The 19,251-nt window shown below is 54.8% G+C and carries 15 protein-coding genes; 9 read left to right on the forward strand and 6 right to left on the reverse strand.

Annotated elements, in window-relative coordinates:
* Positions 1 to 278 precede the first annotated feature (278 nt).
* On the reverse strand, positions 279 to 1,583 hold the full coding sequence (locus AC2FFH_RS06995; RefSeq protein ID WP_496766861.1) for a tyrosine-type recombinase/integrase: 1,305 nt from the start codon (positions 1,581 to 1,583) through the stop codon (positions 279 to 281).
* Between the two features lie 425 nt (positions 1,584 to 2,008).
* Between AC2FFH_RS06995 and AC2FFH_RS07000 the strand changes: the two genes are divergently transcribed.
* From AC2FFH_RS07000 to AC2FFH_RS07015, 4 genes are all read left to right on the forward strand, one after another.
* Positions 2,009 to 2,872, forward strand: coding sequence for a hypothetical protein (locus AC2FFH_RS07000; protein ID WP_496844052.1), 864 nt, complete (start codon positions 2,009 to 2,011; stop codon positions 2,870 to 2,872).
* Positions 2,873 to 3,107: 235 nt separating this feature from the next.
* A complete protein-coding gene (locus AC2FFH_RS07005) occupies positions 3,108 to 3,410 on the forward strand; it encodes a helix-turn-helix transcriptional regulator (RefSeq protein ID WP_171186123.1) in 303 nt (100 codons plus the stop codon).
* Positions 3,403 to 4,623 carry a type II toxin-antitoxin system HipA family toxin gene (locus AC2FFH_RS07010; protein ID WP_496844053.1) on the forward strand — a complete coding sequence of 407 codons (1,221 nt, stop codon included), beginning with the start codon at positions 3,403 to 3,405 and terminating at the stop codon, positions 4,621 to 4,623. Before AC2FFH_RS07005 ends, AC2FFH_RS07010 begins: the two co-directional genes overlap by 8 nt.
* A 389-nt stretch (positions 4,624 to 5,012) precedes the next feature.
* On the forward strand, positions 5,013 to 5,210 hold the full coding sequence (locus AC2FFH_RS07015; protein ID WP_108800533.1) for a hypothetical protein: 198 nt from the start codon (positions 5,013 to 5,015) through the stop codon (positions 5,208 to 5,210).
* 62 nt (positions 5,211 to 5,272) lie between these two features.
* Here AC2FFH_RS07015 and AC2FFH_RS07020 read toward each other — a convergent pair whose 3' ends face one another.
* From AC2FFH_RS07020 to AC2FFH_RS07040, 5 genes are all read right to left on the reverse strand, one after another.
* Positions 5,273 to 7,402 carry a GmrSD restriction endonuclease domain-containing protein gene (locus tag AC2FFH_RS07020; RefSeq protein WP_496844054.1) on the reverse strand — a complete coding sequence of 710 codons (2,130 nt, stop codon included), beginning with the start codon at positions 7,400 to 7,402 and terminating at the stop codon, positions 5,273 to 5,275.
* A 170-nt stretch (positions 7,403 to 7,572) separates the two neighbouring features.
* Positions 7,573 to 10,647: a type III restriction-modification system endonuclease gene (locus AC2FFH_RS07025; protein ID WP_496844055.1), complete on the reverse strand. Its 3,075-nt coding sequence runs from the start codon at positions 10,645 to 10,647 to the stop codon at positions 7,573 to 7,575.
* Between the two features lie 4 nt (positions 10,648 to 10,651).
* Positions 10,652 to 12,541: a site-specific DNA-methyltransferase gene (locus tag AC2FFH_RS07030; protein WP_496844056.1), complete on the reverse strand. Its 1,890-nt coding sequence runs from the start codon at positions 12,539 to 12,541 to the stop codon at positions 10,652 to 10,654.
* A gap of 14 nt (positions 12,542 to 12,555) precedes the next feature.
* Positions 12,556 to 13,224 carry a DUF4391 domain-containing protein gene (locus AC2FFH_RS07035; RefSeq protein WP_496844057.1) on the reverse strand — a complete coding sequence of 223 codons (669 nt, stop codon included), beginning with the start codon at positions 13,222 to 13,224 and terminating at the stop codon, positions 12,556 to 12,558.
* Entirely contained in the window at positions 13,221 to 16,493 is a 3,273-nt protein-coding gene (locus AC2FFH_RS07040) for a helicase-related protein (protein WP_496844058.1), read from the reverse strand. The genes AC2FFH_RS07035 and AC2FFH_RS07040 overlap by 4 nt, the downstream gene beginning before the upstream one ends.
* Before the next feature lie 592 nt (positions 16,494 to 17,085).
* On the opposite strand from AC2FFH_RS07040, the gene AC2FFH_RS07045 reads away from it, so the two are divergent.
* From AC2FFH_RS07045 to AC2FFH_RS07065, 5 genes are all read left to right on the forward strand, one after another.
* Complete coding sequence (locus AC2FFH_RS07045) at positions 17,086 to 17,964, forward strand: ArdC family protein (RefSeq protein ID WP_496844059.1); 879 nt, start codon at positions 17,086 to 17,088, stop codon at positions 17,962 to 17,964.
* Entirely contained in the window at positions 17,961 to 18,140 is a 180-nt protein-coding gene (locus AC2FFH_RS07050; RefSeq protein ID WP_496844060.1) for a hypothetical protein, read from the forward strand. The genes AC2FFH_RS07045 and AC2FFH_RS07050 overlap by 4 nt, the downstream gene beginning before the upstream one ends.
* Positions 18,141 to 18,588: 448 nt before the next feature.
* Positions 18,589 to 18,897 carry a hypothetical protein gene (locus tag AC2FFH_RS07055; RefSeq protein WP_496844061.1) on the forward strand — a complete coding sequence of 103 codons (309 nt, stop codon included), beginning with the start codon at positions 18,589 to 18,591 and terminating at the stop codon, positions 18,895 to 18,897.
* Positions 18,894 to 19,097: a hypothetical protein gene (locus tag AC2FFH_RS07060; protein ID WP_496844062.1), complete on the forward strand. Its 204-nt coding sequence runs from the start codon at positions 18,894 to 18,896 to the stop codon at positions 19,095 to 19,097. The genes AC2FFH_RS07055 and AC2FFH_RS07060 overlap by 4 nt, the downstream gene beginning before the upstream one ends.
* Positions 19,094 to 19,225 carry a hypothetical protein gene (locus AC2FFH_RS07065; protein WP_496844063.1) on the forward strand — a complete coding sequence of 44 codons (132 nt, stop codon included), beginning with the start codon at positions 19,094 to 19,096 and terminating at the stop codon, positions 19,223 to 19,225. Before AC2FFH_RS07060 ends, AC2FFH_RS07065 begins: the two co-directional genes overlap by 4 nt.
* Positions 19,226 to 19,251 lie beyond the last annotated feature (26 nt).

Genomic DNA, 19,251 nt, shown 5'->3' on the forward strand with positions numbered 1-19,251 from the left:
TGTCTCGTCCGGGCAAACCAAGCTGGGCACTGACCAAATAGACCAATAGCGCTGAACCAAAGACTGCTTTGCCGCGCATGAGTGTTATGCCCAAGGCATTAAGCAGCTTGCTCATTCGGCACATGTTTGCATCGCGGTTCGGGAAGCTGGCCCATAGTCTTGGAAACTCCCCGGTCGACCGTGAGTTGTTTCCGATTTTCTTTCCAACGGGGAAGGCGGCGCATTGGGAATGCCAGCAACTGACGGAGATTGGGCAACCCTTGGATTTGAATGGCCGCCTAAAGAGCGATTTTGTCTAAAGCATCGCGACGACCTACGAGGCCGCCGCCATCTCCATAAACAGGACGATGATACTTGTGTCCAAGGATGTCGGCGCGTATCCGGTCGTCTACGCCTGCGTGTAAAAGCGCATCTTCAACGTAGTGTCTTAAACTATAAGCAGTGTGGCGCGGCGTTTCCTTCAAGCCATTGTTCCCCATGTATTTGTTGACTAACGCTGACCAACCCGAAGCTTTGCGGACGTATTTCTGGATGCCGCCACGCGCTACTAATCGTCGCGCGGCCTCTAGGGACGCGCCCAGTAGCGGAATTTCGCGCCGTGTATGTGCAACTTTCAACTCGCGCCCATTGGGGGCAATTCTGATAAAAGGTATGTTTTCTTGAATACAGAAGTCCTCAAGGGGTGCGTCCGTGACCTCGGAGGGCCTTAGGCCAGTGTTGATCATGACCAGCAGGATATCGGCTGCCTCTGAATTTAAACCGTCAAACGCTCCTTTCGCCAATAGTCGGTCCTGAAGCCATTCTCGGCTGAAAGATGGGCGTTGTATCTCCTTTGCGCCGTCCAGAGCCAACTTGGAAAACGGGTTTTCAAGATGGGTCGCGGTTAGCTCACACCAGGTTCCCCAAATCTCTGCCAAGTGCCCAAAGTCCTTGTTAGCAGTTTGTGCTGCCAGGCCATCAGTCTCGATGCGTTTCGACCACCAATTCCGAAACTTCAACGCATCTGAGCGTGTGATTTGATCAATCGGCGGTGAATGGGATGGGAACACGACCGAGACGAAGTTCCTGACTGCCCGCTCTTTGGACAATTTCCAACGGCGCTTTTGCGCGTCTGATTTACTCAAGTGACGGGTTTTAGTTAGGTCGATGTACTCATTGAGGACACTCTCGAGATCAGGGCGAGTGACCGGCACAGTCCCAAGAACGGCTCGGACTACTTCGGGTGTTTCAAGCTTTTTAGGTGTGCCAAGGGAATTTAGTCGACCAACGATTTCTTCAATTGGCGAACTAAGTAGGGTGTTCAGTGCGCGATATTGAAAACCTCGCACTCCAGCAAGTTTCTTTGCCGACTCGTAGTGCGCGCGGGCCGTGCCGCTATCACCAGCGGCCAGAGCTTCCCATTCCGCCATTCGTGCGACCTCAATTTGGGCAGCTTTAGCCAATGCCTCAGCTTTGCTGTCTGTATGAAGGGCTTGTCGCACCTGGGTGATCGGTTGTCCATCTTGGCCGCGAACAAGTCCTTTGAAACGCTTGGGAACGCGCTTCACCCAATAGTAACGCCCTCGGGCATTGACGATCCCCATTGCAATCCTCTCGCGCGCTCCGTTAAACGGTTCGATTTAGTCTCTGTTGCGGGATTTCTGACGACAGTCAATTGAATTTTTGAGTAACTAACTGGAAAAAATAAGTAAATTTTTCGAGCGAGCTTTGTTTCGGTCCGATTTTGGAGGCGAGTACCGGAATCGAACCGGTGTACACGGATTTGCAATCCGGAAAACTTCGTTGATTTCAAAGGGAAAAATTGTAAACGGACTTGTTTCGTTCAGGGTCATTTTTCAATAGGTTACGAAGCCCAAGTAAACGGTTTTTCGCAAGCTTCTCTACCAGCCTGCAGGCAAAGAAAAACCGCTGAGGGGGCGGCCACCCACCTCAACGGCATAGAAGAATATTTCCTTCCCCATACCTACGGCATTTCCGGTCTGACCTCAACCCAATTGGCGGTGAGATCATGAGCTGGCGCATAGCGAATGAATGCGCCGAGCGCCGCTTTGGCAGCGCCGCACGCAAGCAGATCATCATGTTCCTGGCCGACAAGGCGAGCGATGACGGCTCGGGCATCTGGTGTTCCAAGGGGACGATCCAGCGCCACACAGAGCTCAGCGAGAGCACGGTGAAGCGCACCATCATCGACTTCCTGCGAGAAGGCATTCTGATCGAGACAGGACGGCGGCACTGCAAGAACGGCTACACCGTCATTTACCGCATTGTTCTGGAGCGCGTGGCCGCGCTCGAACCCACTGCCGAGCCCGATATTGAGACGGGGGTCACTGTGAACCCCGTCCAGCCTGAACCCGGTACGGGGTCCACGGTGAACGGGGTACGGGGTTCACGGTGGACCCCAAACCATCCTAAAACCATCCATAAACCACCTACGCGCAGGCGCGAGGCGGCGGAGGAGGTTGAAGATCTTGAAGCTGAGAAGATCTTGGCGGCCTATCCCGAAGATAGGATCCGAGACCGGCGGACTACTCTGCGCCTGATTGCAGCGGCTGTGAAAGCCGGTGTGGAACCCGATGATCTGAAGCAGGCGGTCAAAGCCTATGCGAAGGAAAGCGAGGGCTACACGCGCAGCAAGGTCTGTTTCTCGGACAATTGGTTCAAGATGCGCAGGTGGGAGAAGGGGCTTGCACAGGTGCAGTCCGACCGCGAGAAGGCACGAGAGGCCAAAGCCAAAGGCCGTGCAAGCCTCGCCGAGTGGATCCACGAGCGCCATCCCCTGTGCCGCCATATCACGAACCGCCAGATCGAGGATTTGATCGCATCACAGCTGGTGACGCCCGAGCAGGTGCGCGCTGCGGGGCTGCAGGCATGACTTTCGAAGGAAGGCGACGCAATCGCTTCCTTCGAGCAGACGCGTTGTATGAGTGTGGTGAGGTGACCGGGTTGTGTTTCGTAATGGTAACCTTAATGCGCCCAATGTTATGCTGAGTTAACATAAGATGGGGTTCGTGTGGCGGCGTTGGGTTATGGAGCTAAGCGGTGAAAATTGACATTAATGTTTTCTCAGTGTAACATTTTTGGGCTTAGTGTCGCCTGGAGATATCATTATGGCTGTTCCGATCAAAATGCCCAGAGCGGCACGCAAAGAGCTCGTGACACTTGGGGAAAACATTCGTGTTGCGCGACTGCGTCGCAAACTGACCGCTGAGATTGTCGCGCAGCGCGCTGGCACAACGCGGCAGACCATTGCCAAGATCGAAAGCGGAAACCCCGCAGTCAAGATCGGCACTTACGTGGCTGTGTTGCAGGCGCTCGGCCTCTTGAAAGGTTGGGGGGATATCGATGATCCGGTTGGCGAGCAGATGGCCCTGGATGACCTCCCGCAGCGCGCGAGACTGAAAAATGGTTGAGGTATGGATCGACTGGAAGGGGCTGAAACAGGTCGGCACGCTCCACCGCACAGCAGGGCGCGGCCGAGAGCGGGTGTCCTTCACCTATCATGACGATTGGCTTGCCGACGAAAACGCCTTCGGGCTTTCGCCGGACATGCCCCTAGTCAAAGGACAATTCGTGCCTGGGGCAGGGCAGGACATGCTTGCACCGCTTGGGGATTCTGCCCCTGATACCTGGGGCAGAACGGTGATGCGGCGCTATGAGGGGCGCATGGCAGAGGTCGAGGGGCGACGTCCGAGAGTGCTGCAAGAAACCGACTACCTGCTTGGCGTAAATGACGAGACACGTTTGGGTGCGCTGCGCTTTAAGGTTGATGGTGAGTTCCAAGCGCGCGAGGGTATCGGGGTGCCTGCGCTCGTGAGCCTTGGGGATTTGCTTCATGCGTCTCAGCGCGTTTTGCGCGGGGAGGAGACCGCTGAGGACCTCAAAATGCTGTTTGCACCGGGGAGCTCGCTAGGAGGCGCTCGGCCGAAGGCCAGCATCCTTGACCAGCACGGCCGTCTTTCTGTTGCCAAGTTCCCGAAAGAGACGGACACCTATTGCGTCGAGCGCTGGGAAGCCATTGCACTGGAGCTCGCAAGACGCGCCGGAATTACGGTTTCGGACCACACGCTTGAGATGGCGGGCGACAAGCCTGTTTTCTTGTCCCATCGGTTTGACCGGAACGAGGACGGCAGGATCCCGTTTATCTCAGCGATTGCGATGCTGGGCGGAAAAGATGGCGAAAGCTACAGCTATTTGGACCTGGCAGACATTATCACCTCAGAAAGCGTCACACCCGATCAAGACCGCGAAGAGCTGTACCGGCGGGTCGCCTTCTCCATTCTCGTGACGAACCTGGATGACCATATGCGCAATCACGGATTTCTGCGCGGGCGTGGCGGCTGGCACCTCTCACCGGCTTACGACATCAACCCTGTGCCGAACCAACCGCGTGTGCTCAAGAGCTACGTTGATGACGACAATCCGGATGCGAGTATCGCTCTGCACCGCGCGCAACATGAATCCTATCTTCTTGAACGCGGGGAGGCCGATCGCATCATTTCTGAGGTAGCCGAAGCGACTATCGCTTGGCGTGATGTTGCCCGTGCCTTGGGAGCTCCGGAGAGGGAGATCAGGGAGATGGCAACAGCCTTCGAGCACGAGGAAGCGGATCTGGCGCGAGCGTGAACCGCGGTAGCTGTCGCCTCGCGTTGATTGAGCTCGAGGGCAAAGCAACACACCAGTGTGAAATTTACGCTGAAGCGCAAATCTAGAAAAATTACGCTGAAGCGTAAGATGTCGAGAATAATGGCTGCTGCGGTCTTTGAAGTTCCTGCGCCCTTATGGAGCAGGTTGACGAGACCAGTTAAATTCTGAGTTCCAAGTCCGTTCCTCAACGCCGTGTTTCTGATTGCTGAACATAAGCAGGCAGCCGTAGCAGACGCGGTGCAAGGCCCGCTTCAACAAGAAAATTCCCCTGCGCCAGCGCATTCCTCGCGAGGCAAGTTTCTCGCTGACAACCCCTTGGTGCCAGCTTTGGTCATGTTCATCGAAACACTCAAAGTGAGGATCAAAAAATGGCTACTCAAACTCTGAAACTGAACGTCAAATCCGGCGAAAAAGACGGCAAGAACTTCTGGGACCGCTGCGGCGTCGTCTTCGTCAACACCGACGACAGCGGCAACATCACTTCGATCAACGTCAAGCACAGCATGTTCCCCGACGTCGACATGGTCGCCTTCCCTCGTCGCGATGAAGACCCGGTCATCGAGTGATCTTAGCGCCAGGGCGGGATTCCCGCTCTGGTGCCCCGTTGCTCAAGGCTCTGGATCTTTTCTCAGAAGCGTCCCTTGTTCCATTCATGCTCTTCCGCACGCGAAAGGGGCTGCGATGATCCTTCTTTGCGTACGAAGAACTCCTCCTTACCTTCGGAAATCACGTAAACGGGTTTGTTCGCCCTTGTGACCTCAACATGACAAATCTGTTTGTCGTCATAGGTGGGCCAGTTGAGCTTCCAGAGCTTCATAACGTCCTTGCCGAGGAACTTGTCGAAGATATTAGCAATGTGGAGTTGAAAGCCGTCCCGATCTTTCTTTGAAAGTGTGCCGCAGTCGAGTTCGAGGCCAATGGCATTCCCATGGTCATCTACACCAATGAAGAGGCTTCCACCGTCAGAATTCATGAATGCCGCAACTGTCTTGGCGACCACATGCTCGAGCTTCTTGTTCACTTCGCCAGTACGCATGTCGTATCGCAGAGTGGATTTAAACTCTACCAGCTGGCCTTCCCCCTCGAGGATCATTTCGTGGATGGGATCGATCTGAGCAGGTGCCTCGGATGGTTCGATGCGCTTCAAGATCTCGGCATAGAGAACTTCTGAGCGACGCTTCAGGAATGCAGTGAAATCGGCTTGAACAACTGAGGCATCATCCAACTCGATGAGATGGCTGCTCAGCGCGTGTTTCAATTCTGAGTTCTCATCTGCAAAATCCGCTAGATAGACCGAGGGGGCCTTTGCGCCGATCCGCTTCTTGTTCAGTTCGGCGCTGACCAAAGTGATGTTGACAATCGAGTTGGCATAGGGGGTTTCTGCATCGCTGCCGTGTTTACGGACAAATGCCCTCGGAAAGAAATGGTGGTAGTTCTTACTGCTGGCGATCTTGAGATAGGAGTTATCCAGAAGCACTTTACCATTTGTGTCGAAATCTTTTGGTTCATGATATGCGAGAATGCACAGGATCGACTTGCAGATGGCGTTCCCGGTCGAGAAGTCTGTTTCACGAAGATCTTGAGCTGAATTGATGAAAAGTTTGAACTCGGGGTAAGCTGGCCGCTGGCCTGCTATGATTAGATCAACTTTCTTGATATCAGCCGCCAGCTTGGATTCAGTTGCCGATGAATACCGCAGCGACAAGGAAGAACGCCAGAAGAGCTCTTCCAGATATTTCCGTTGCTGCCCGCTGGGTGACTTGCCCGTTTTCAAGAAGAAGTAGGCAAAAGGCACGATAAGAGTGTCGTAGGGCAGAATTTGGGAAACAGGTATCCGCAATACTGTTCGGAAGTGATCGATGGTCTTCTCGATCGCAGAGATGACATCATCCCACCTTGCAATGATGTCCGCCTTGTCCAGGCCAAGGATCGTCTTTCGCTTGCACTCCTTCGACTCACTTATGACGAGACTCAGGATTTGCAGAAGAACAGAGGGAGAAATGTTTTCGTACTTGCTGTCATTAAGCCTTTTCTGGAACTTCTCCCAACGGGCCTGCATGTCGAAATCAGCGGCTTCGTCGTAGGTCTTGGCCGACATGATTTCGAAAAGCGTGAGAACCTTTCCCCCCGTATTTATTCGAGTAAACACCTCAATGGCGGACTCGATATCGTTCTGTCGAAGGGTGACGGTTGAGAACGCATAGGTCTTAAAGGCGCTGGAATAAGCACTGATCTGATTGATTTGTGGTTTCTCAAAACCACGCTGTTCCAGTTCATTGCCCATCTGGTAATCAAAGTTCAGAACGTCATGCAGAGGTATGAAAACCTCCGCCTCGTCTTTCACGGTGACGATGTCCTTTTCCTTCTCCTCGAGGTTCTCTTCCAGGTTCACGACGATGTCTTTGTAGTCGGTCACCTTTTTCTCGGTGGGTTTTCTGATCTGCGCACCAAGATAAGCCGCGAAGAGGGAAGTGATGCGTTGCTGCCCATCAAGGACATACTGAACATTGCGCCCTATGGGCGTCTCGGGTAGGTCAAAGCCACCAATGTTTTTTATATCATTGATGCGTTGATCCGTTTCCCAAAGGATGAAGGTTCCGATGGGATAACCTTTGAGGATAGAATCCAGAAGTTTGGCAGTTGCCTTCAAGTCCCAGACGAAATCCCGTTGGAACTTGGGCACCTTGATGATGCCTTTTTTGACGTCCGAGATCAGGTCATCGTATGTCTTCGAATCTGGCTTTGGCTGGTTATTCATTCTTTCGTCCGTTTAAATTCAATGCTTGTGCAATTTCGGAAGGTTGGCCAACAACGATTGCAGACCGTTGCGCTCACAATGGATCAGGTCAGCGAAGCGCCGCTGGGATAAGTGGGACAAACAGTTTTGGTTCAAATCAACACCGACCAAAGGTTATCTCCAAAGCATCGCTAGTTGCCCCGAACTGCGGACATGAGCTCAGAAAAGTCTGATACCACATCATACTTAACCCGGTCATTTGGGACGCTGTTTGCAATTTCCTCAAAAAACTTCCTAGCGCACTTGATTTTCTCTCGCTCCAGCTCGCGGAACTTGAGAGACGGCTGGGAACCCTTTGTTTCCGCCACAAAATAGATGTGTTGCACCGATTGCTCTTTGAAAGCTATCGCCCAGTCGGGGTTGTAGTCTCCGACAGGCGTGGGGATGAGAAACCCCTGCGGAAGCTTCGAGTAGACGACGATTTCATCGCTTGTATCCAGGTCTTCGACAAATTTGCGTTCGACCCCAGAGTCGACCACCGCATAGTCATAGATGTGGTTTCGCAACTTCCCGACGGCTTGCGTCAGATCAGTGCCACTCTGGGTCGCGGGGAAAATATCGGTGTCGTATCTGTCGGCAGTTGCATCATAGGTCAGATGCTCGATGACAGTCGTGGCCTTTTGCTCTTTGATTATGCGTGAGGCCTCAGAGATGAACTGTTCAGGGTTGGCCTGGAACGTCGAGAACTTCGCAGCGCTCATTCCGGTCAGAATTTTCCCGATCGTCCCACGCGTCAAGTCTGCACCTTCGGCAAGTTTGCCGATGACATCATATGAAACCAGCGAGTGGGCAGAGCTGCTTTCCTCACTGCGTATACCCGATTGCTTGAACGCAGCTCCGGTTCGAAGCTGAGCCTCAGTCAGCTCATCCGAAAGTTTGCCTTCGGTGACGACGTATTGCAGAGGCGAGACAACGAGATCCCGATCCAAAGCATTGACGCAGCGTCTGACCAGGTCATTGGAGTCAAATTCGACCTGATAAACAGCCTTGCGGTTGATGCGCTGCCAAAGTTCTTGAAACTCCTTCTTTTCGAAGTTCTTGTTTCGTGGGATTGCTTTGGGCTTGCGGCCATCGCCCATCATGTTCTCGAGCTGGCTTCCGTTGAACACGGTGTCGATCAGTTGCAGGATCTGTTCCTGTTGGTCCAGCAGTTCTTCGGGCAACGCAGCCAGCGTGCCCGCCTCACGCGCGTCATGATACGCTTGAGTGATGCCATCATTATCATCGATGTAGTCGTTCTTGACGAGATACCGCTCGATGCGTTTGGCCATGTCCTTGGTTACAGTGGTTTCACTGCCGTTGACCGTGATCGACTTGCCTTCGAAGTACTCGGCGTTCGCTTGGCGCGGGCGCTCCGACAGGTTTTCAGCGATTTCCTTCTGAAGCCCGCCGACAAAGTCTTTGTAGCTTTCACTGGCCACCACGGTCAGGACGTTGATGTCATGCACGGTTGCCGCGTGATCCATACGATCGCCGTTCTTGTTGACCGAAATGCGGAGGCCCCGGCCAACCTCTTGACGACGCGATATGGTGTTGTCGCTGTGCTTGAGCATGCACATCACAAAGACGTTCGGATTGTCCCAGCCCTCGCGCAAAGCGGAGTGGGAGAAGATGAACCGCGTCGGCTCTTCGAAGGAAAGCAGGCGCTCCTTGTCCTTCAGGATCAGGTCGTAGGCCGAAACGTCATCTGTCAAACCAGCGAACTCACCGCGCGCTTTGACCTTCGGGTCAACCAGCTTGCCCTTCTTGTCGATCGAGAAATAGCCGTTGTGGGTTGCACCGACGTCGATGCTGTCCAGATGCTTTCGGTAGGCTTCATCCTCCAAGGGCAGCTCGCCAAGATACTCGGTTTTCAGCGCTTCGTATTCCTCTTCGAAGACGCTGGCATATTCGCCTTTTTCGTCCTCAGCATCGTAGTCCCGATACTTCGCCACTTCGTCGATGAAGAACAGGGACAGCACTTTGATGCCCTTGGCGAAAAGCTGCTTTTCGCGCTCGAGATGGGCCGCGATGGTCTCGCGGATCTGAATGCGGCGGATGTCACGTTCAGTGATATCGCCACTGGCTTCACCAGCCTTCAGGACAGCGCCGTTCGTGAAATGTACCTCGTCCACTCGTGCGTCGATGTCAGAGACGACAAAGTCTCGGTATTGATCAAGCCCCTTGGACAGGTCGAACAGGTTGCGACCTTTCTCGACCTTCCGCAGCACCCGCTTGATGCCCGAGCCCGTCTTCACCTCCATCTCAATCCGCGCCACAGGGTCGCTTTTGGAAATCTGGATGCCTTCCAGATAGAGATACGCATTCGTGCCCGTCAGACCCTTGGCTTGAATGCCGCGCACCTCGATTTTCTTGACCAGCTTCTGGCTGAACGCGTCGACCGCATCCAGACGATGCACCTTGTTGTGGATCGTCTTGTGGGTCGCGGAATAGCGCAGGATGAAAAGCGGGTTGAACTTGGGCAGGGCATTCTGCGTTGCCGTGCCTTCCATCTTCTGTGGCTCGTCGAGGATCAGGATGGGGCGGTTCTTGGCAATCACGTCGATGGGGCGGCGGGACTGGAAATCATCCAGCTCTTCATAGATTCGCCGGTTGTCAGCGCCGCTCGCATTGAACGCCTGCACGTTGATCACCATCACGTTGATGCCCGCGTCCGAGGAAAAGCTCTCCAGCTCATGCAAACGCTTGGAGTTGTAGATGAAGAACCGCGCCTTCTTGCCGTAGCTTTCGACGAAATGCTCGGCCGTCATCTCCAGCGACTTGGCCACGCCTTCGCGGATCGCAATCGACGGCACCATGATGATAAACTTGGACCAACCATAGCGCTTGTTCATCTCGAAGATCGACTTGATATAGCAATAGGTCTTGCCCGTGCCGGTCTCCATCTCAATGTCGAGGTTGATGGCCGCGCCCGCCTTGTAGCTGGCCTTTTTGGGCTTGCCCTTGTCATCGACAAAGGTGCTCAGGCTTTCGGACAAGGGAAGGTTCTGGCGCTGCTGCACCTTGCGGATGTTTTCCAGCACTTGGCTCGTAGGCATGGCAATATCGGCGTTACGAAAGCCGTCTTCATCGGACCGCATCTGCTTACGGACACCGGGGTCGATCCGATAGACCTGGGCCGCCGTGTTGGGCTGGCCCTCGAAACAATCGACCACGGCCTCGACCGCCGCTGTCTGATAGGGTTGCGACTTGAACTTGATTTTCATGGTGTCAAATCGCCTTCACTTCGGTCTCGGGCGACATGGCTTTGAAGATTTGGCGCACGTTGATCTTGGTCTGGTCGTCGGCAAAGCCGGTGTCCTTGAACACGATCCGCATGGGAGCAAAGCCTGCTAGCTCTTTGACCAAATCTTCAGAGATACCATCGTCGAAACAGGCCATCAGGGCGGTGTCGGCGACGAAGAAGACTGTTTTGCCCTGAACCGTCTCGCGGTGGATGGGCAGGGTCAGGTCAACGCCCCAGTCGAGCAGGACCTGGAACAGCAAATCCTCGGCCGTGCGGTCCGGTTTGATATTGTCCACGCGGGATAGCAGATCGGCCTGAGCGGTCTGATCCGGCGTGTAGAACACATCCGCCATGTTGGAGCTGTCGATCTTGAGCACGCGGAAGCCGACATCCTTGTTCCAATCGGGGTGACACTCCCCTTCGAGGATTTTATGACCCGCGCGGCGGATGCGTTCTTTGGAGATTTCGGCGATGGTTCGATATCCGGCCTTCGCCGCATCCGTGGTTTCGCCTAGTTCTTCGGGGATCTGGATCATTACAAAGTGGCGATCGACGCCATCTTTTGCAGAAGTATCCATCAAAGCGTGAGCGGTTGACGATGACCCCGCAAAGAAGTCGATAACTATGTCGCCGTTGTTGGTCGCGGCCTGTTCGATGAAGGTTGTGATCAGTTCAGTTGGCTTCGGGAAGTCAAAATACTTGCCCGCAAGAAGCTCTGTCACTTGTCTTGTGCCATTTGTGTTGAAGCCTACCTGCTCTGAATCCAACCAAGTTGAAAAGCCGGTGACGCTACTCTGCAGGTTCGCGAGGAACTTCTTCTCCCTTGGCCGACCTTCGGGTTTGGAAGGGAATAGAATTCGTCCTTCCTCAATCATCTTCTCAACGTTGTCTTTGCTTTTGGACCAGCCGCGATTGGGGTTTGGAGGAAATACATTGCCGGTTGCTGGATCGACAATGTCGTAGTGCAAATTGGGTCTTTGGGTGGCGGTCGCGAGACCTGAAAGATCGATGCTGGCCCACGGACCTCGGGGGTCGTTGTCCGGATTCTTGTATTTGGCGGTGTCGATGTCGCGCCCCTTTAGGCGACCCTTGTCGCTTTTCGAATAGGCAACAATGTACTCATTGTCGAAAGAGACCCGCGTGAAATTCCGGTTGTCGGTCGTTTGCCTTCTTCGCCATTGAAAGACGCCAAGCAGGTTCTCATTCCCAAAGACTTCGTCGCAAACTTTTCGGAGGTTTTCGACTTCATTGTCATCGATTGAAGCAAAGACAATGCCGTCGTCGGAAAGCAAGTTGAAAGCAACCTTCAGCCGCGAATAGATCATGCTCAGCCAGTCAGAGTGAAAGCGGCCATTGGAAGTTGAGTTGGCAACGAGCCGATTGCCTTCGTCATCCTTCTGGTTCGACCGTTCTAAAAACTCTGCAGAACTTTCGGCAAAATCATCATCATAAACAAAGTCATTCCCAGTGTTATACGGCGGGTCGATATAGATCATCTTGACCTTGCCCAGATAGGTCTCTTGCAGCAGCTTCAGCGCCTCGAGGTTGTCACCTTCGATGAACAGGTTCCGGGTGGTGTCGAAATCCACGCTTTCGTCCCGCGCGGGGCGCAGGGTTTTGGCGATGGGGGCGTTGGCGGTGATCAGCGCCTCGCGCTTGCCCGGCCAGTTCAGGTGATAGCGTTCTTGCGGCCCCTCGACGATGCTGTCCGACAGCTCTTGGCGCAGCTGATCAAAATCCACCGCCAGACGCAGTTTGCCATCCTCACCCGCCGCCTCGGTCACGCAGCCGGGGAAGAGCGCGCGGATCTTGGCGATGTTGTCCTGCGTCAGGTCAGGGCTGTGCATTTTCAGCTTTTCGATCTCGTCACTCATTCTCGTCCCTCTGCCTATTCCGGCTTTTTCAGATGCTCGAAGTCCGCCTGCGCCTCACGCAGCTGACCGTGCAATGTCATTTTGATGTTGAATTGCGTCTCGCGTTTCAACTTGGATTTCAGCTGGCTGATCTCACGCTCTTTGGTTTTCAGAGCGTGCGTCCGGTCCATCCGCGCGCTCAAGGATTCCGCCGTTTGCGGCACAATCGGCATGAGCGCCGTCAGGATCTGTTCATAAAGCACGCCAAGGTTCAGCGCCACAGGCAATGGGCTGCGGGGCGTGTCGGCAGGCAGCCAGTCCGAGCGCAGATAGTCCGAAAGCACCCATTTGGCCGCGTCCGCCTCTGACGGGCGTTTATGGGCGGCGGCGATTTGGATTTGACCGTCCTGTTCCAGTTCGAACAGAATCGGAAAGGGGATGGCGCGGTCGATGGCCCTAAGCACGTCGTCCTGCACCGCGCCCGATTTCAGCGTGACGCGGAACACCTGAATTTCCGGCACGGATTTGGTGGCGGGCAGGTTGATGGTTTCCGGGGCCAGCTTGGCGCGCCATGTGATCTGGTCCACCTGGGCGACGAATTTGTCCTTGAGCGCGGTGGTGGCCTGATCGCGGTCATAGATCCGCGTTTTCGGAACGACACGTTTCAGGAGCGCGGTTTTTGGGTAGTCGTAGAGCGCTGTCATGCGGCGTCTCGCACGACGATGAAAGCGAGCAGCTCAAAGTCATCAAGTCCGGCGATGGTGTGGGTCAGCGCCGTGGTGTGTCCGCCCGAAAAGAGGCTGTCGAGGTCGCGCTCTTCCTTCACCTCGATCATCGACTTGATCGCGTCGCTGAGCAGTTCGGAATACTTGCCCATCTCGCGCCCGTCCTTGGTTTCCGCGTTGAAGGCGTCGCAGAGCGCCTTGATCGGTTTGTCCAGACCCTTGCAGCTGGAGCGGATCAGGTCGAGCAGGCGCTTCACCTCGGTGTGGTCCGCGATGACGTTCGCGTCGTTGTCGAGATAGATGAGGTAGTAAGGGTGCAGCCGGTTCTGCTGGTTGACGTTCACATCCTGGTGGATGTTGCGCAGAGCGAAGATCACGCCGGATCGCAGCCCCTTGGCAGGGTTGGACGGGACGATGGCGTGCAGGCCTTTGGGTTGGCCCGCCAGATCGCCATGTTCCTTGGTGTAGTTCAGCAGGTCCATGCGGAAGTCGTTCAGCCCGAGGTCTGTGATGGAAACGCCGGTTTTGACGTCTTCGAGCTCGATCACTTCTTCCTGCAGGCGCTGTAACTGGTCCTTGCGATAGGCGACGTCACTGCTTTTCGCCGTCAGCACGTTGTCTTCGCCGGTGCCAGTGAGGTCGACGATGTGCATCCGGTTTTCGACCCGTTCCTTGAGGTTGATGTACTCGTCGAGCGAGATGTCGGGCCAGTAGTTGACCAGCTGAATGGCGGTGTTGGGCGAGCCGATCCGGTCAACCCGGCCAAAGCGCTGCACGATGCGAACCGGGTTCCAGTGGATGTCGTAGTTGATCAGGTAGTCGCAATCCTGAAGGTTTTGCCCTTCGGAAATGCAGTCGGTGCCGATCAAGATGTCCAGCTCTTCTGGCACCTCCGGCATGATCAGCGCCTTCTCTTTCGCCTTGGGGGCGAAGAGCGTGAGAACCGACTGGAAATCGTAATGAGGTTTCAAGGTCGTCTTGGGGTTCCCTGAGCCCGTGACAATGCCTGTTTCGGACCCCATCGCGCCTTTGAGGGTGGGCGCGACGTGGCGATAAAGATATTCGGCGGTGTCTGCATAAGCGGTGAATATCAGAACCTTGCGATTGCCGGGGTTCAAGGGAGTAGCCATCTTCTGCTTGATTACGTCAATCAGGTGCTGCAGCTTTGCGTCTTCTTCGACGCCAACTTTTTCCATCTCGGTCAATAGACCTTGTATGATTTCGCGGTCGCCCCCCAAATCAGCCTTCCACGTTGGGATATCCATATCAGCGAGGTCGATTTGGATCTTTTTGCCGATGGTAAATTCGCCAAGTCCCGACAAGTCATCATCGTCGGTATCCAAGTTGTCCACGTCATTGAAGACGTCTTCGATCCTGCCGTTGCCGCCACTGGTTTCGAAGCGATCGATGGCATCCAGCATCGCACCGATGTTTCGGTCGAGCGCGCCAAGTGTAAGGCGGAAAGCCTCTACTGAGCTCTCAAGCCGCTTTAGAAGGTTCGTCGTCATTAGCGCTTGCAGGCTTCGCTCACGATCGGCCTGGCGCAACGTTCCTTTGGAGCCCTCGGTCTTTGTGTCGTAGAGCTCTTCGTATTTTCGGAGTCGGCTTGGTTGGATGTAGTTCACCGGCGCGTAGACGGCCATTTTTAGGAGGGACAAGTCGCTATATATCTCGTCAAACCCCACGACATCCTCGCGGAATGTGATCGGGAGATGATGGGAAATGGGCTTCTTACGCTCAGGGAACTGCCCAATGTCGGCCGTATCGTAGAATTGCTCGATGTGCTTGCGAGAACGTGCGATCGTCACCGAGTCCAAGAGCTCAAAGAAATCAAGATCCAGCGCTCTGAGAATGGATTGTGCCGTGCGTTCCGCTGGAGGGAGCTCTGACCAAGTATTGAAGGCGGTTTGAGCCTTCCGGAAAATCTCTTCAACACTGGATTTGGTCTTCAGGTTTCGGCTCAACGTGTCCGAATGCCCCTCGTATGCCAATGCGAGCTGGTTGCGAAGGTCGGTGAACCTGTTGTTAACGGGGGTCGCGGAAAGCATCAGAACTTTTGTCTTCACGCCGGACCTGATGACCTTGTTCATCAGCTTCTGGTACCGAGTTTCCCGATCCTTGTAGACGTCGTTGTTTCGGAAGTTGTGAGACTCATCGATGACGACCAGATCATAATTGCCCCAATTGACCCGATCGAGGGGGATGCCCAGAGACTCGCCCGATGTTCTGGAGAGGTCGGTGTGGCAGAGGACATCATAGTTGAAGCGGTCGGCTGCAAAGAGGTTTGTCTTGAGGTTCGTGTTGTAGTTGCGCCAATTGTCAGCAAGCTTTTTGGGGCAGAGAACCAGGACAGATTTGTTCCGTAGTTCATAGTATTTGACGACAGCAAGCGCGGTGAACGTTTTTCCCAAGCCGACGCTGTCCGCAAGGATGCAGCCGTTATAGGTTTCCAGCTTGTTAATTACCCCAGTGGCTGCGTCTCGTTGATAGTTGAACAGCTTGTTCCAGACGAGGCTATCCAAGTATCCCGTTTGGTCATTGGGCAGCACATCCTCGTCGACCTCCTCAAGGAATTCCCTGAAGATGTTGTACAGGATCAGGAAGTAAATCCTTTGCGGCGAATTCTCTTGGTAGACGGCCTCAATGTGCTGAAGGACTTGATCCGTCACATCTTGAACATTTGCGGGGTTGGCCCAGACCTGATCAAACAACGAAAGATACGTTTTTGCAGACAGATCATCTTGGAAAGCATGCGTGAAATTCGAAACAGCGTTGCCAGGCTGGTAGCCCAAATCGACGGCTGAAAACCCACTGATAGGCGAGAAAACCTTGTTTCCTTTGCGCGCTTCGATAGTCGCGAATTGCTGCATCGGGGCGTCAGTAGCGTTGGATTTGAAGGTGGCTTTCCTCCGGATCCAGTCCGCGCACTGTTTTGCAATGGCCTTTTGGGTCAATTTGTTCCGAAGATGAATTTCAAACTCTGTGCCGTACAGAGCAGTTTCTCTGAGCTGTTTCGGGATAAAGAACTCTCTTTTCTCTTTCCTCGAACGCCCGAGAGCTTCGTTCGGAATGAACGTCGGATCTGTCAAGATGAACTCGAGCTCTTTGACGCTTTCCAATTCATTCCGCAACGCTTCGTATGCAAAGATTGAGAAGCAACTGGCCGCCACCCGTATTTTCGCACCGGCTTCGGACCCTGCTTTCAGCTCATCTCCCAAGAGGACAGAAATGTTGTCGATGATTTTCAATAGATTGCCCTGAATTCGAACGGTTTTTTGTAAACGTATCGTGTAACGGCCTGTGTTCACAGCCCAAATTCAACCTATGTACACGGATTATCTCTTGGATCATCGCCAAGGCTGAATGATGATCAGAAGCGCCGCAACAGATTGTGGCGACACGCCAAGCTGATAATCGTCTTGTTTTGAGCCCACGCTTAAGCGCGCGGGCAACCTCATCCAATCGACTGAACAGGGGCTCAACGGGCCTTTGGCCCGCTCACCCCAATCCAGGCATCCTTCTTCTGATTTGGTCCGCCCAACATCCCTGACCGTGGCGGTCAACCTTAGTCCATCCCCAAAATCAGCACCAATTTCCCCTGTCTCGCGGACGAGCCATTCCTCGCAGGGCAAATTGGCGTCTGATTTTGGCGCAGACATTTTCTTCGCAAATGTGGCCGATTGACAGCCCCGTTCAGGGCCATGGGTCGGGCTTTGCCCTCTCCCACTCTGTTCCGCCGAATACATGCGTATTCGGTCAGATCAGGTGGCCGAGGCGCAGCCCATCGGCGGAAGGGGGCGCGAAGCCTCACCCGCGTCACTTTGATCGAGGAGGCCACAAATGGCACCGAAGTTTGATATTTATGGCCATGTTACCGAAACCATTATTGCAGAGATCGAGGCAGGCACGCCGCCATGGCGCAAGCCGTGGACAGGGAGCGCATCGGGCATTGCCCTGCCAACCCGACACAACGGGGAGGAGTATCGCGGGATTAACATCCTGATGCTCTGGGTCATGGCGGCGAAGCATGGCTATGTGTCCAGCCGCTGGATGACCTACAAGCAGGCGCAGGAACTGTGCGGCCAAGTCCGCAAAGGCGAAACGTCGTCGACCGTGGTCAAATACGGGACGTTCACCCGAGAGAACAAATTGGGCATTGAGGAAGAACTGCCCTATGCGCGCGCATACCGCGTCTTCAATGCCGATCAGATCGAGGGTTTGCCTGAGGACTACTACATGCGGCCCGAAGCCCCGCGAGACCTTGGGACGGCCGAAGATCCGGAGCTTGAGGCGTTTTTCAGCCGAACAGGGGCAGAGATCCTCACCAGTGATGATCCGCGCGCCTATTACAGCCCCGCCAAGGATCACATCCACATGCCGCCGATTGCCACGTTTCACGATGCGGCAGGCTATTATGGGACGTTGGCCCATGAGGTTATCCATTGGACCGGCAGCGAAAGGCGGCTTGAGCGGATCAAAAAGTTTGCGAACCGCGAAGCCTATGCCTTTGAAGAGCTGGTGGCGGAAATCGGGGCTTGCTTCCTTGGTGCTCAGATTGGCGTCGCGCCGGAATTTGGCCAAAGCGCAGCCTATGTTGAAGGGTGGTTGAAAGCGCTCAAAGAAGACAAACGGGCGATTTTTCGCGCGGCGTCCGAGGCGCAGAAGGCAGCCGATTTTGTATTAGCAGCCGCGGGACAATCGAAAGCGGCCGCAGCATGAGCCGCACCGCAATCCTGCCCCCGATGACGTGCCGCAAATGCGCCGCGTCAAACCCATTGATCTTTCTCGCGCCAGTCATCGTGAAAGGCAGTTGCACCTGTATTTGCTTGGATTGCGCAGAGGCGCGCAAATGGCTGGATCCGGACGGCAACTTGAAGGCCGGTGTTGAGCTTTGAGCACCTGCGCCCCGCCTCACGTGGCGAGGAGCAGGCATCGTGAATGAGATGAGAAATTGTGGCCCGTGCTGCTGCGCACGGGCCGCTCTGAAAAACGGACTGTGCGGAGGATCGACTGGCTTACAGCCCGCTCACCTCCTTCAGGCCTCTTTCAATTTGCTTGGTCCGCCCAACATCCCTGTCTCGTCCCGTCAATGGGCAAGCGCCGCGCGGGCGCGTCGTCAAAGCCTGCAACCCGTGTCCTCGCGCAAAGGCGCGCTGCGGGCCGCACCAGTTGCTGGCTTTGACCCATTGACTGGCCGCTCCAGGGCCGTGGGTCGGGCTGTGCCCCCACCCACTCTTTTCCGCTGAATACATGCGTATTCGGTCAGATCAGATTGGCCGGTGTGCAGCCCATCGGCGGAAGGGGAACCAAGCCCCAACCGCAGCACCCAAAAGGAGGCCACAAATGGCTCAAAAACATCAGCCCCAAAAATTCTGGACCTGCGACTGTGATCGCACGACCGGCGGTCACATCATCGACGGGCTCAATAGCACCTGCGTCTATTGCGGGAAGCATCGGCACGAGCTGAAGGAGATCGTTGTTCCGTCGGGTTTGGGCGGCGTGTTCTGCGTCGAGATCCTCAGCGTCGAGGATGATTGCGCCAAGGTGAAGGTGGTCAAAAGCTCGAACGGCTTTGACGCGCTACCGCCCTTCACTGTGCCGTTCAAAGACATCGCGCCGCGTTGGAAACACAAGGCGGGAGAAATCCGATGATCCCTGACTATCACAGCGATGATTTTGCGACGGCACGTCTGGAAGACACCGTCAGCTTGCGTAGCGCTGCCCGTGAGGCCCGCGCCACGCTTTACGCGGTGTTGAACCGGCTGGAGCTGAACGATCTGGAGGGTGAGGAGCAGCCCTATATCGAAGATTGTCTTGGGGCTCTCGCAATCCTTGAAGAGGCGTTGCGATGACCATGGAAGACATCAAAGCAGCAGTGGACGCGGGCAACCGCGTTCATGAACTCTTGAGATGGAAGCGCATCTTTGGGTTGAAACCAGTTGGTTGGTCGAGCAATGTTGCTCAAACAATTGAGGTTTGAAGAATTTATCTTGGGCGGAATGTGGG

The organism is Ruegeria sp. YTSC003 (assembly GCF_059609785.1).